Origin of the sequence: Methanobacterium sp. BRmetb2 (assembly GCA_003491285.1) — an archaeon.
Classification (GTDB): Archaea; Methanobacteriota; Methanobacteria; order Methanobacteriales; family Methanobacteriaceae; genus UBA117.
The window spans coordinates 1,148,138-1,162,197 of the sequence record CP022705.1 but is presented as its reverse complement, the minus strand read 5'-3'; the positions used below and the strand labels follow the sequence as shown (position 1 = coordinate 1,162,197).

The 14,060-nt window shown below is 31.7% G+C and carries 12 protein-coding genes; 6 read left to right on the top strand and 6 right to left on the bottom strand.

Annotated elements, in window-relative coordinates; genetic code table 11:
- The 4 genes from CIT01_05835 to CIT01_05820 all read right to left on the bottom strand — a co-directional run bounded on the left by CIT01_05835 (position 1) and on the right by CIT01_05820 (position 4,859).
- Entirely contained in the window at positions 1-1,290 is a 1,290-nt protein-coding gene (locus CIT01_05835) for an MFS transporter (protein AXV37751.1), read from the bottom strand.
- Positions 1,291-1,328: 38 nt separating this feature from the next.
- Positions 1,329-2,711 carry an Asp-tRNA(Asn)/Glu-tRNA(Gln) amidotransferase GatCAB subunit A gene (gene gatA / locus CIT01_05830; protein ID AXV37750.1) on the bottom strand — a complete coding sequence of 461 codons (1,383 nt, stop codon included), beginning with the start codon at positions 2,709-2,711 and terminating at the stop codon, positions 1,329-1,331.
- 221 nt (positions 2,712-2,932) lie between these two features.
- Positions 2,933-3,706, bottom strand: a complete 774-nt coding sequence (locus CIT01_05825; GenBank protein ID AXV37749.1) for a hypothetical protein — start codon at positions 3,704-3,706, stop codon at positions 2,933-2,935.
- Between the two features lie 502 nt (positions 3,707-4,208).
- Complete coding sequence (locus CIT01_05820; protein AXV37748.1) at positions 4,209-4,859, bottom strand: potassium transporter TrkA; 651 nt, start codon at positions 4,857-4,859, stop codon at positions 4,209-4,211.
- A gap of 629 nt (positions 4,860-5,488) precedes the next feature.
- Between CIT01_05820 and CIT01_05815 the strand changes: the two genes are divergently transcribed.
- The 6 genes from CIT01_05815 to CIT01_05790 all read left to right on the top strand — a co-directional run bounded on the left by CIT01_05815 (position 5,489) and on the right by CIT01_05790 (position 10,880).
- Complete coding sequence (locus CIT01_05815) at positions 5,489-5,674, top strand: hypothetical protein (protein ID AXV37747.1); 186 nt, start codon at positions 5,489-5,491, stop codon at positions 5,672-5,674.
- Positions 5,675-5,779: 105 nt separating this feature from the next.
- The gene (locus tag CIT01_05810) at positions 5,780-6,751 is read left to right on the top strand and encodes a hypothetical protein (protein AXV37746.1); all 972 of its coding nucleotides are present in this window, start codon (positions 5,780-5,782) and stop codon (positions 6,749-6,751) included.
- A gap of 376 nt (positions 6,752-7,127) precedes the next feature.
- Positions 7,128-7,583 carry a hypothetical protein gene (locus CIT01_05805; protein ID AXV37745.1) on the top strand — a complete coding sequence of 152 codons (456 nt, stop codon included), beginning with the start codon at positions 7,128-7,130 and terminating at the stop codon, positions 7,581-7,583.
- 319 nt (positions 7,584-7,902) lie between these two features.
- A complete protein-coding gene (locus CIT01_05800) occupies positions 7,903-8,895 on the top strand; it encodes an alanine dehydrogenase (GenBank protein ID AXV37744.1) in 993 nt (330 codons plus the stop codon).
- 441 nt (positions 8,896-9,336) lie between these two features.
- The gene (locus CIT01_05795; protein AXV37743.1) at positions 9,337-9,966 is read left to right on the top strand and encodes a lysine transporter LysE; all 630 of its coding nucleotides are present in this window, start codon (positions 9,337-9,339) and stop codon (positions 9,964-9,966) included.
- 119 nt (positions 9,967-10,085) lie between these two features.
- Positions 10,086-10,880, top strand: a complete 795-nt coding sequence (locus CIT01_05790) for a cation transporter (GenBank protein ID AXV37742.1) — start codon at positions 10,086-10,088, stop codon at positions 10,878-10,880.
- Between the two features lie 283 nt (positions 10,881-11,163).
- Here the strand turns inward: CIT01_05790 and CIT01_05785 are convergent, their stop codons facing one another.
- Both CIT01_05785 and CIT01_05780 read right to left on the bottom strand, forming a co-directional pair.
- Positions 11,164-11,805 (bottom strand): hypothetical protein, encoded by a 642-nt coding sequence (locus CIT01_05785; protein AXV37741.1) that lies wholly within the window; start codon positions 11,803-11,805, stop codon positions 11,164-11,166.
- A gap of 103 nt (positions 11,806-11,908) precedes the next feature.
- Complete coding sequence (locus CIT01_05780) at positions 11,909-13,996, bottom strand: hypothetical protein (GenBank protein ID AXV37740.1); 2,088 nt, start codon at positions 13,994-13,996, stop codon at positions 11,909-11,911.
- Positions 13,997-14,060: the final 64 nt, after the last annotated feature.

Genomic DNA, 14,060 nt, shown 5'->3' with positions numbered 1-14,060 from the left:
TTAATTCCCTAATTTTATTCTATTATTTTCAAGTTCTTGAAGTTTTTTACCCTTGGTCTCAGGTAGAGTCCAAACCCATAATCCTATACTCAAGGCAAAAAGGGCGGCTATGAATATTCCACTGGAAAGACCATAACTTCCTCCAATTATCGCGATTATAACCGGTGTGAAAAATTGCACCCCCCGGGCAAGATTAAATGATGAACCCATTGCTGTGTTTCTAACAGAAGTGGGGAAAAGTTCTGACATTAAAGGACCAAAACCACCGTATAAACCGGTTCCAAATCCTACCAAGAACATAAAAATCATAATTAATACTGGATAAACTGAGATGGGGACCCATAACATGGTTATCATCACTATTCCTAATGCCATTATGAAAGAAAAAATAGTAAATGCCGGTCTTCTTCCCAAGTAATCTGCAGTCAAACCAAATATTATATGACCTATAATTGCTCCTAATTGGGACAATATAATCCACAAGGCAGATTTGGCTAGAGAAAGATTTCTTTCAGAATAAAGGTAATCAGGTAGCCATGAAAATGTTAACCAATAAGCCGAACTTCCTATGATAGCCAAGATTAATGATAAACAAAATAATTTTCGGTATGGTTTGGAAAATAGTAAAAAGAATTTATTTTCAGTCAGGGTAAATGATCTTCTTATTTTAGATTTTGATTCCCTATTTTTTAACCACACATCAGATTCAGATATTTTCGTACGAATTAGGATTACCATTAGAGCAGGTATGGCAGATAGTAAGAAGCATTCCCTCCATCCAATCTCAGGTGCAATAAATCCGCCTACAATAGCCGCTAAAATGAAACCTAATGGTCCGCCCATTTGGAGTAAAGCTCCGGTAAATCCCCTGTATTTGGGAGGAACTGTTTCGCCAACAAAAGTTTGCCCGGCGGCCCATTCACCACCTATACCTAAACCTGTGATAATTCTAAATATTATTAGTGACTCAACATTAGGAGAAAAAGCACAAAGAAAGGTTCCCAAACTATATATCACAATTGTCCATTGGAGAACCTTTTTTCTTCCATGTTGATCTGAAAGTATCCCAAAAATTACTCCCCCAACTGCAGCAGCTAATAATGAGGCTCCAAGGACAAAGGAAATTGTGAAGTTGGTTACTTGGAATTCAAAGGATATGGGAATAATTAAAAAAGTAAACAGGATCAGATCATAAAAATCAAAGATCCATCCGGATAAGCAAAGTCCAAATATTTTGTAGTGTTCCCTGTTTAAATGTTCATACTCGTTTAGAAGTTTTTCTTTGGACATGCTAATCTTATTTTACAAGATCTGGTTTAATTTCAGATTTATTTGTTCTGAATATTTTCTAATCCTGCCATTACTTGTAGAATCTTAACATCTTCTTGTGGTTTGCTTTGTAATTGGATCCCTACTGGTATTCCATTCACTTTTCCGGCATTCATGCTTGCTGCTGGAATCCCTGCGAGGTTAGCTATTACGGTTAATACATCGTAAGCGTACATTTCCATGGTGTCAAGTGAGGTTCCTAATTTGTGGGGTAGTTTTGGAACTGTAGGGCCAGCAATAACATCTACATCAGATAATAATTTTTTCATCTCGGTTCTTATTAATGATCTGGCTTGGAGAGCTTTTTTATAATATTTACCACTGTATTCTTTTTGACTTATGTAGGAGCCCATATGTATTCTTCGTAGAACTTCTTCTCCGCATACGTTCTCTATGTTATAACCATATTTTCTTCCATCATATTTTCTGGTGGCTGAGAAAAATTCAACATAGTTTATTAAATAGTAGGTAGGTAGGCATAAATCAATATAATCAAAGCTTAATTCAACAACTTCCGCCCCCATATCCACCATTTTATCAATGCTTCCTTCAATTATAGTGACTATGTTCTCATCAGATACTTCCATGAACTGTTCTACTACACCCACCTTGATCCCTTTTAGTGGATTTTGTGAATTTTCACCTTTTTGTGTGAAGTGGGGCACATCCCAATCGATAGTGGTACATTCTCTCTCATCAAAACCAGTGATAGTATCCATCATAAGTGCAATTCCACTGGTGTCCCGAGCAAAAGGACCAATCTGGTCAAAACTCATGGCCAGATCCAACAACCCTTGCCGTGAAACCGCACCATATGTTGGTTTAAATCCCATGACACCACAGTGAGATGCAGGATTACGAATTGATCCTCCTGTGTCTGATCCCAAACTCAGATCACAAAGCTCGGCTGCAATAGCTGCTGCACTTCCCCCACTTGAACCTCCTGGGATTCTGCCAGGAGCTGCAGGATTTTCAGTATAGCCAAAATAAGAAGTTTCAGTGGAACTCCCAGCCGCAAATTCGTCCATATTGGTCATTCCAATTATTATACCATCTTCCTGCCTTATTCTCTGGATAACGGTTGCATCATAACTTCCCAGATAGTTTTCCAAAGTTCTAGATGCTGCTGTAATTTTAAAATCTTCAACGTTAATGTTACTTTTTATAGCTACTACCAGCCCAGCTAATTTACCTGTCTTTTCACCTTTTTTAATTTTATTGTCAATATTTTCGGCAGTTTTAAGGGCTTTTTCTTTATTTATATCCAAAAAAGCATTAATATTAGGATTAATTTTGTCTATTTTCTTAATAAAATTATTTACATTATCTGAAGCAGTTAAATCATGATTTTTAATTGATTTTGATTTTTTTATAGTGTCCATAATTACACCCGACAATTTTTAGATAAGAATATCCTACAATGAATTATTATGACATTTGATAAAAGTACAATTTCCATATTAAAACCGATATGACTAGCATATAATCATGTCTGGATATAACCATAATATATCATGGTTCCTTTAGTATTTAATTATCTATTATTACAAAATTATGTCAAATAACATTTTTTCCATTAGTAAAACTAACATGCAATAATGGTTTAATTGAACAAAAGAGTTATATTTAAACCCCCCAATAAATATAAAGTAACTATCAATACTGGTTGATGGATTAAATATATGATTAATGAGTTTCGTCCTAAAAAACTAAATAGTCGAATGATCCCGGTTTTTGATAGATCCGGCAAAAAAAATCTTCTCTTGTAGTTCCTATAAAAAATATTTCCTAAAAACAAACCTATGGAAACCACACCTAACCATGGCAAAAGAGGAAAATAATCAACAGTATTCAAAGTTGAAGGTATGAAACCAATCCACGCTAAAAAATAGAAATTAAACCTAAAATAGCTTAAGATAATACCAGAACCTATAAAAATCGTTCCTAAAACTAAATTGAGATATTTATAGTTAATAAAGGGGTACTCTAAAATTATGGCCAAACCAATGAAATGAAGAACTCCAAATATAATAAACTCTTCTCTAATAAAAATCCAAGTGATCAAAGTTATTATCATACCATAAAAGAATATTTTCAAACCTCTTTTAAGATATTTGATAAACAACGATTTTTTTTCATAATCAATACCTATTAATCTGTTTCTAGAATAACTGAGAGTTAAAGAGATTCCCACCAATAGTATGAATATGCCTGCATCAATTCTTGCAAACCACCATAAAAATCCTGAACTTAAATTAAAATTATAAATATTAAAATAGTTTAAATCAAACAAAAAATGGTATACTACCATCAATACTATTGCAATACCCCTTAAAGAATCAATTTCCCAGAATCTTTTTTTTAAATTTTTATTCATTTCTAAAACCCTTTATATTCCTGGAAATATTTTATAATAAAGATTATTAAGATGTACTATATTCGTATATAAGAAATAATTTTGTCAGTTAGCAATACTGGAACCAATTTAGGAAAAAAGCATTAAATGCAAATGATTAGAGATTAATATTGATTAGATTTATATTTCCCATCATTTTAACATAAGTTTTAACTTTTGAAAACTTAAATATCATTATCAATTTATAGGAGGCATTAGCAGACTGGAAGATACGAATAGAACATATTTACAAACATAAAATCAAAGCCAACAACAAAATCAGACCAAATATCAAAATCAAAGCAGATTGTACTAACAATTGTAACCAATTACAAAACCAATATTGAATCAGAGCCCAGACAAAAAAATCAGGCACAAAATAGGAACAGAAATAGAGTTAATCCATCTAAATTATTTTAATTTTGAAAAAAATTTTTTATTGCTAATAGACTTTAAAATGAAAGTTAAATCTAAATAAGATTGTTTAAACCATGAATTTATTTACTACTTTTCTAACTGCCTTTGTTTTGGCAAGAACAGAAACTCTGTCTCCCCTTTTTAAAACCATGTCTGGTTTAGGAATAACAATGTCTTCATTTTCGTGCATGGCACATATCATGTAATCTTCAGTAGGGTTAATTTCACTAATTTTTTTCCCTACTACCTGTTTATTAGCAACAGTAATGTCGATAATTTCCGCATCGCCTTTTCCTAAAACAACCAGATCCGCCACTTTAGGCCTTATTATGACTTTTTCCAGATAACTTGCTGCTGTAAGTTCTGGACTAACCACCGCGTCCACTCCAATCTTCAAAAAAACTTTTTCGTGATTAGGATCAGTAACTCGGGCAATAATCTTTTTAAGGTCATAATCATTGGCCATTATACAAGCTAAAATGTTTGATTCATCATTACCCGTGGCTGCAACAAAAACATCAGCGTCACCAATATTAGCCTCGTCCAATATTTTTTTATCAGAACCGTTTCCACATATGACCAGAGCATCCAATTCCGAAGCTAAATCTCCACATAAAACATCATCAGATTCAATAAGAGTTATGTCATGCCCCCCCATAACCAGTGCCTTGGCCAGGTTCAATCCAACTCTTCCTCCACCCATAATAACTACATACATTAAAGCACCTGCAAATCTATTTTAAGAAATGATCTTTATAAAATTATTAATGGAAATATTTTAATGGAAATATTCGAAAAATCGATTAATGTTAAAGAGCCTTTCTATATAAATTTTTGCAAAATGATAATTTCATTCATTTACCAAACCATAATAATACCCTGTTTAATATTTTAATTTTGTAATATATTTTATCTAGAACCTGATACAACCTGAATTATTTAATAAAATGATATATGATTCATATTTATTATTTAATAAAATAAATGAATTTTAAAACAAACCATAAGCTAAATATAATTTTTTATTCCATTATAATGGGTAAATAGATTTTTATAATTAATATTCACTATTAAAACTGATGTTTTTAATGATTAAATTTAGTAAAATCGTTTGAATTACTAAATAAAAGTACTGAATATAACTTTTTATGAATCCCTCATTAATATTGTGGGGAATTAGCATATTTATTCTATTAAAAACGAGTTTAATATTTAAAAAAGGTATATGTTGCTTTTTAATAGATAAATAACAAATTTTCTGAATCTAATTCTAACAGGAATAAAAATAGGTCGTCATATAATTTAAATTGTAATTTTACTCTAAATACTCATATCCTCTGATAAATGATGATAAAACAAAACAATTTAAACTGTTTTTATATAAAAATAGTCATTAAAAAAGGATATTTTTGTAAAAAAGATATAGGGATAAACACTTCCATTTACCCCAATATAATTCGTTTTAAAAGTGTTTTAAACCAAAAAATAAGTTTTAAAAAAGTTTTTTTATGGAAAATAAATGAAAAACTTTAAATACTCTCAAATTAATTTTATTTCCAGTCCCAAACAAGTGATCATCCACCTAAAAAAAGATATTAAAAAATTGAAAATATCCGGTGAAACATGAATTGAAGATCCTTGTATTGGGTTGGAGGCGGTAAAATTACGCGGCGATTATTATTAGCAATTTTTTTAGTAGCTAGCGTTATGGCAATTTGTGTCACTAGTGTCAGTGCAACAGAAGAAAATCAAACCATAGAAACTACAAATAATACTACAGACAATGACCTTGAAGAAGGTGCGGTAAATACAACCAATCAAACAAACAAAACCAACACCACAATAGAAGATCCCCTAGTCAAAGTAAAGTATAGTTATACCGTGAAAACGGCTTATAAACAAAAATATAAGAGTTATTATAAATCATGGTATAAAAAATGGTATAAAAAAACATACAAACGAAGTTACAAGCGATGGTATAAATCTTACGGACGTTGGAAATACTATTGGAAATCTTCCTATAGCTACAAGTGGACCTATAAATGGACTTACAAGTGGAAATACCAATGGAAATATAGAACAGCGTACAAATATCAGACAAAATACGCTTACAAATATGTAAAACAATCAGAACTTGATAAACAAATCAATCAAACTAACAGTTCACTTCAACAATACTTAAAATCCACTAACAATTGTCAATCGACTGATTCTAGGATAAAAGCCCTGGCAAAATCTATAACCAAAGGATTAACTTCTAACTATGATAAAGCTAATGCTTTATTTAAATGGGTCAGAGACAAAGTCAGTTACACTTTTTATTATAACACTAAATACGGTGCCATCAAAACTATGGAACGTAAGAATGCCAATTGTATAGACCAGAGTCATCTACTGATAGCTCTTGCTAGAGCCTCAGGGATACCAGCGAAATATGCTCATGCACAGTGCAAATTTACCAGTATGACCGTGGGACACATTTGGGCTGAACTTTATGTAAATGGAAAATGGATCACAGCTGACCCAACTAGCTCCAGAAATACTTTTGGAACACAAAACAACTGTAAAATCTTGTATTGGAAAGGTAGATACGCTCAATTACCTTTCTAAATTTATTTTTTTAAAAGAGAATTTCTTTCAAAAAAGTTTGATTGATTAGATTGAGTTTTTTAATTAGAAAAATGAAATTTTAATTCCATTTTTTATTTTATAACATTAAAAAGTAATTTTTATATTTTTTAAATAGTTTTAAATGTTTATAGCTAAAACAATTTGTTTATAATGATTTTAAAAAAATTTTCACAAGTATTATATCTGCATAAGATCAATATAAGTTTACGTCAAAGAATGAAAATTTTAGTTTTTATTTAAATGCTGATATAGATTTATTTTTTGATTAACTTATTGAAGATTAACTGGAGATGTTATTATAATTGAATTAGATGAATTTTTAGAAGATGCTGGAGTATTAAACACAGTTAAATCTATGGAAGATATTATTAATAATTCTGAAGATGAATTAAGTAAATTAAAGTCTTTAAAAGTCAAAAACGATGATATAGTTTTAAACACAGCAGACAAGATTATAAAACTTAAAGAGAAATTACTGGAAAAAGAAAATGACTCTGAAATGGAAAAACTCTTAAAAAATCTGGAAACAGAAATTGATGAGCTAAAACAGAATAAAGAAGATGTTGAAAAGCGAATCGTCCAGAAAAAAGATGAAATAGACACTGCTAACAAAGAAAAAGATGAAATTGTCAAAAAAAGCCTTATTAAATTACACGAAGACCTCAAAAGAGAGTATAAAGATGCAGATAGTGATAGAGCCAAATATATGGAAATGTATCGTGAAATGAAAGATAAGATGAGTGCTCTTGATAAAAAGATAATGTACTTAAAGCTGATGGTTTCTAAAAACTATGATCTAAGATTATTATAATCCTATTTTAAAAAAGCCTTTATTTAAACATATAAGTATGAATTAAGTGAAATTACATCTTCCTTTAAATCATTATTGTGAATGTTTAATAAATAATTTACAATTTAAGTTAATTTGGTATCAAACTATAAAAAAAGAGTTTCGATAACATTTACAAAACTTTATGAGTTTTTTTTGAGTTTAGAATTCTACTTTCTTAATTTTAATCAACATTTCTCCATTTGTGAATTAACGTGCACTACTAGTAAAATTAAAATAGTATATCTGTATATGGATACATGAGAATATCAGTATATCTATCAATCTTTGAGGTGCATGAATGCCGGCAACAATTGTGTTAAAACAGAGCGAAATAAAAAAAATGGCTAAAATGGATGAAATAATAGAATCTGTTGAAACTGGGTATTTGGAGCATGCCCGGCGTAGGGTGCAGATGCCTGCCAAAAAATATCTTTATTATAGAAAACATAATGGGGATTTGCGGATAATGCCCTGTTACCTTAGAAATATGGACCAATCTGGGGTAAAAAATGTTAATGTACACCCAGACAATCCACAAAATCATGGCCTTCCCACAGTAATGGGATTAATTGAATTAGTTGAACCAAAAACAGGTTTTCCAGTAGCATTAATGGATGGAACCTGGATAACCAACATGAGAACTGGTGCCGCCGGGGGTATTGCAACCAAATATCTGGCCCGTGACAATTCTGAAACAATTGGACTGGTGGGGGCAGGTAAACAAGCTGAAACACAAATAATGGCTCTAAACGAAGTTATGGATATCAAAAATGCCAAGGTATTCTGTCGAACCTGTGCATCCCGTACCAGATTTGCTAAAATGATATCCGAAAAATTTGGATTTCCTGTAAAAGCAGTGGATTCTGCAAAAGAGGCCGTTACTAATGTTGACGTGGTGGTAACCAGTACCCCTGTAAAAGTTCCGGTTATAAAATCGAAATGGATAAGAGAAGGAACACATATAAATGCCATGGGTGCTGATGCTCCTGAAAAACAAGAACTTGAAACCAGTTTAACTCTTAGATCAAAAGTAGTAATAGACTGCTGGGAACAGGCTAGCCACAGTGGTGAAATAAATATACCCGTATCCACAGGACAAATTAAAAGAGAGGATATACAAGCTAGAATTGGGGATGTTATCGCCGGAAAAAGTCCAGGAAGACAGTCCGATGAAGAAATAACAATTTTTGATTCTACTGGGCTTGCTGTTCAAGATATAACAACCGCTTGGATGATCTATGAAAAAGCATTGAAAGAAGGAAAGGGCCAAAAAATCAACTTCCTCGATTAATACTCTAAAATTCTCTTTAAAGAAAATAATAACTTCAAAATTTTATATTTTAATATATTCCTATTTTTTCATGAATTGAACCAATATTAAAGATTTTAAATACTTAATTGTTTTATATTAACTTTATTTTAACATAATCTACTGTATTAAATAAGGAAAAAAATTTCCTTCAATAAATTTATACCCATTGAAACATAATCTCATACTGGTGGTTCAATGTACCAAAATAAAGTATATGTAACAGATTTAATTAACAAGATGGGCCATATTTCCGAACGTTTCCGATTATTAAGCAGGACAAAATCATTTAGAAAAGAAAAAGTGGAAACCATTGACTATCACCTCACAGAAATAATGAAAATCTTAAATGAATGTAACTAACCCCATAAATCGATTTATAAGTCCAAATTCATGTAATTTTTTACAATTATCGTGATTTAATTGTTGGAATTAATATTTTTTGTATTAACCTCATTTGCAGCAGGACTATCTGGAGCACTGGTTCCTGGGCCTATGCTAACGGTGACCATCTCCGATTCTTTGAAAAAAGGATATTTGGCCGGCCCAATGGTTGTTTCCGGGCATATTATTGCAGAAATAGTTTTGATAATCCTAATTATCGGCGGATTGCGTTGGTTAATAGATTCTCCTATGGCTGCGCTGGTTATAGGAGTATTGGGAGGTTTTGTATTGATGTTCATGGGTTACAATCTCTTCAAGACAGATCCTGATTCATATGAACCTGAAGAAGAATTGAAAAGTAATCACAGTTCAATCGCCGATGGTATTATCACCAGCATATCTAATCCCTACTTTTTCATCTGGTGGGCCACCATAGGATTTGCATTCATGTTTAAAGGACTTGAAATCGCAGGAATAGTTGGACTTCTTGGATTTTTAGTGGGCCACTGGTCTGCTGATCTATCATGGTACAGTATGGTGTCGTTTTTTACCAGTAAAGGATCTCGAATAATGAATAAACATTCATACACCTGGATAATGAGGATATGTGGTGTATTTTTAGTAGCTCTTGGTTTATACTTCATAACAAGCGTTACTATCCTTAAATAATCCTAAATATTCCTTTAAAATGATATGATAACAAATCAATATAGCGGATTTAAGTAGAGGTTATATAATTATATATTGTTTAGACGATCTAACTACTATTATATCTGAATGTGAATAAAATGACTCCTAAGGCAGTTGTATTTGATAACTCTGGAACTTTGATTGAAAGGTATCGGGCCCTGAAAAATATTAAGAACGGCCAGATATGTGACTACGTCAGTTCAATTGATGTTGTGGATTATGATTCCAAGAGAGCGCTGGTAGTCCTGCAAACCGACCCATCTAAATGTATCATCAACGCCATACCAACTCAGACCATATATCAATTCATTACCCGCAACAATATAAAATTCGATGTAAGTTATTCTGCAGCAGATATAAAAAAAGACAGTGTTTTAAAGGCAATAAAAGATGATAAAACCACAGTACAAGATGTTAAGGATACTATTAATGCAGTTATTGAAAAAAAGTTCAATGTACAAATATGCAGTGGTTCCGGTTTTATAGTCAATATCAAAAAAGGTAAAATCGAATTTACCATAACTGCAGGGGGTAAATTATTCCCTGAAGTTACAGATGTTATTCGGAGACTTGAAACAAGAGGCATTGATATATATGTTGCCTCTGGAGATCGTAAAAAATCCCTTGAAGAACTGGCCCGGTTTATAGATATTCCACTGGAAAATGTGTTCAGTACAGCTGATTCCCGACGAAAAAAAGAAATTGTAAGGGAATTAAAAAAGAAATATAAAGTTATGATGGTTGGGAATAGTGCCAATGACATACTGGCCCTAGAAGAAGCAGATATTGGAGTTTTAACTTTACAACAGGAAGAAAATACCCCTCAAAAAGTCTTTGATGCTGCTGATGTGGTGGTTAATAACATAAAAGAAGTTCTGGATATTGATTTTTGATAAAGCCCTCAAATATTCCTAATTTTATAATCTCAATTAATTGATTTTAGCTTAAAAACATCCGAATGTATCAAATATTTTTAATAACAAAAATTAAGTAGATTTAAGTTTATTAATCCATTTATGGTCAATTTTCAGTATTATACTTTCTTAAATGTAATGTTTCAAAATTTAAAACTCTTAAAAATAGTAAAATCTTCCCAAAACCGCATTAACTATTTTCATCGAATAATAAATAAATTATAGGTATGAATAATCTAAATTTAGAAATTATCCACCTAAATCATGAATCAGACATTTTAAATAATCCTTTAAAAATGTAAATCAACAAGTAGGCTAAAGAACTATAGCTAGGTATTATAAATACTAAAATAATTGCAAAAACAGCTGCAACAGGAAGAACTATATTTATTCTTTTTACATGTTCAATTTTTTCTGGAGTAACTGATTCCTCCAATAAACCCCGACTTACCGCGTATCTCCAGTTTAAATTAAAAAATATTCCTATCAGTAAAAAATTGATTTGAAAAAACAGTTCTGAAATCTCAAATTCACCATATTCTCCTACAAGTGACGTGGAAAAGGGTACCAGTGCCACAAACATCAGCCAGAAAATATTAATCCATAAAAGAGTAGTATCTGATTTTTTTATAAGATAGAACTGCTGATGATTAACCCTCCAAAATATGGCCAGCAAAACAAAACTTAAACCATAAGTAAATATTTTAGGCCATAAATTAACTAAAGCATTCCATATGGCAGCATTAGAAACTACACCAGTGATTTGAGGAATATCAAGATTTAAAACCAATAAAGTCATTGAAATAGCAAATATGCCGTCAACCAGAGTTTCTATGCGCTGAGTTGTCATCCAAACGTCCCTATTTCTCTGTTCCATGTTTTTATTATCTCCTCTATTATCCATTTACTGATTAAGAAGTTTAATAGAATATGCTTTGAAAACTTGATTACTTGTAATATTTTAAAATTCAATTATAAAGTTATCTAATTCACTAATTTTATTTATTTTATTTTTCCATCACATTTATTTTACGGGTATCTACTTTCATGGATTTAATCTGACTTTCAGCTGATATTTTAAAGCTATAGGGCAGAATAGTAGATTTCATCCATGGATTTTTACTGTTTAATGAAGCAATATTATCTGCTGCAACTTTGTTCCACAATCCTAGCCATCCCTGCTGCAGTTGATTTAAAGAGGATAAATCTCCAATTCCCAGATGTTCGCCCCATAATTCATTTCTGATTTTAAGAACATGGTTATCATTATCACAGTCCATTAAAAATGCATTTATTTCCATATTCAGATGTTTTTCTGGATCTACAGCTATTCCAAATTCATCAGCCGAATTTAAAGAAGATCCATCCAGATTAGCCGTTCCGACAGTGGCCCATTTATCATCAGCTATTGCTACTTTACTGTGAACATAAATTGGCTGAACATGGAGTTTTTCAGAATTTGGATTACTACTGACAATTTTAGATGCCCAGAGGGTAAAAACTCCTATTTGAGGATGTTCCAGTATTTCTTTATCTGTATCAACTCCTAATACCTGTAAATTTTCGTTTTGTTGATGTCTGTAAGTAGGTATGTCTGGATCCTGATTGGTAACCATTATTAGTTGTAGTTGAGGATTTTTTTCCAATGCTTTCTTTAAGGCCTTTGCAAGGAGACGGTTGGTGAAGTACTGATTTTCAATATAAATGTATTCCCTAGCCTCACCTATAGCCCGACGATAACCCTCTAAAATACCTCTTTCACTATTTTTATTTAATGTGCCAGGAGTAATGGATCGAGCCACTTGCATTATACTTTTTACAGGTTCTTTAGTATTTGAAGAAGGTTTAGAATTAAGAACTAATTTATCTTGTCCGTGGAAGTATTCATCTGAAAGGTAATTCCACATTTCCATGAAATATTCTTCTATATAGACAGCAGCTTCACCTTTTATATTTATAGAAACATCGTGTACTGGGTGAGATTCATCTCTTTGGGTATCATTGATCAAATGCTGGGAAGTATCCCAGTAATCCTGCCTGAAGGGAGATCCAATTATGAATGAGTCTTTACCATCCACCACCAGGATCTTAGCATGCATCACATGAGGACCAGATGTGGGAAATCGCCTGACATTTACATTCGTATCCTTGAATTTGGAGAATATATCAGCATAATTGTCTGGAATTACCGCATTTTCATTTAAGATTATTCTAATTTTAACTTCGCGTTTTTCTGCTCTTTTTAGCAGATCTACCATCAGGCATTCTGTGTTCTCCTGCTTACCATCCGATAAAAAAATTGGAATAAAATCTGGAAAAAATTCAAATTGAGTTAGATAAATGTAGGATTTGGCCTTATTAATAGCATCTACAATATATTTCAAGGAATTATCATTATCTACAAGAACTTCTGATTGATGATTTCTGATTAATCGTGATTTTTTGTTATCATTAAGGGTAATAAACCATCCATGAATCCATGAACTGTCTAATATTATTTCATCAATATTTAAAAAGGTTTTTTCAATATCTTTATAAGTATCGGTTCTATATAGTTCAAATACTCCTAGATAATCTTTTATTATGATCTGGATATCTGGTCTTTTATCTATTATCTTCAAGTATTTTTGGGGAGGATAACGTATGTTGAAATATCCGTCTTTATCTGTTAAAGTACTGCCAATGAATTCGTCTGGGCCAAAATCCCTGTCCCATGCCATCACTACCAAACCTTGGATGGTATTACCTTTTTCATTTATTATTCTACCTTTTATCCCTATATTTTGACCTTCTATTTTTATGGTGCCTACGTCAAGGACATCATCAGTTATATTCCCCATTAACGGGGAGGTGAAAAGTAGTTCAGAATCTATATATATCTCCAGTTTAAGGTTTGGCTTGTTATCATCATAAAAATCTTTAAAATCTTCTTCATGAAATTTAATCTTGAATTTCCCATCATTATCCGTTATTCTTTCTTCTAATTTATTGTCAGGTAAAAAAATATTGGTATCTACATTTACCCTGACTTCCAAATATGGAATAGGATTATCGTCTTCATCCACTAAACGGCCTAATACACACCCATTAACCATTTTAATACCCCAATGGGTTAATCATTAAGAAAGGATATATTTTGAAAACATTATTGTGAATTTA

Excerpts from the sequence above, each read along its gene's own strand:
- CIT01_05835 (AXV37751.1), bottom strand. The coding sequence starts at position 1,290 with ATGTCCAAAGAAAAACTTCTAAACGAGTATGAACATTTAAACAGGGAA.
- gatA (AXV37750.1), bottom strand. The coding sequence starts at position 2,711 with ATGGACACTATAAAAAAATCAAAATCAATTAAAAATCATGATTTAACT.
- CIT01_05825 (AXV37749.1), bottom strand. The coding sequence starts at position 3,706 with ATGAATAAAAATTTAAAAAAAAGATTCTGGGAAATTGATTCTTTAAGG.
- CIT01_05820 (AXV37748.1), bottom strand. The coding sequence starts at position 4,859 with ATGTATGTAGTTATTATGGGTGGAGGAAGAGTTGGATTGAACCTGGCC.
- CIT01_05815 (AXV37747.1), top strand. The coding sequence starts at position 5,489 with ATGATAAAACAAAACAATTTAAACTGTTTTTATATAAAAATAGTCATT.
- CIT01_05805 (AXV37745.1), top strand. The coding sequence starts at position 7,128 with ATGGAAGATATTATTAATAATTCTGAAGATGAATTAAGTAAATTAAAG.
- CIT01_05800 (AXV37744.1), top strand. The coding sequence starts at position 7,903 with ATGCCGGCAACAATTGTGTTAAAACAGAGCGAAATAAAAAAAATGGCT.
- CIT01_05790 (AXV37742.1), top strand. The coding sequence starts at position 10,086 with ATGACTCCTAAGGCAGTTGTATTTGATAACTCTGGAACTTTGATTGAA.
- CIT01_05785 (AXV37741.1), bottom strand. The coding sequence starts at position 11,805 with ATGGATAATAGAGGAGATAATAAAAACATGGAACAGAGAAATAGGGAC.
- CIT01_05780 (AXV37740.1), bottom strand. The coding sequence starts at position 13,996 with ATGGTTAATGGGTGTGTATTAGGCCGTTTAGTGGATGAAGACGATAAT.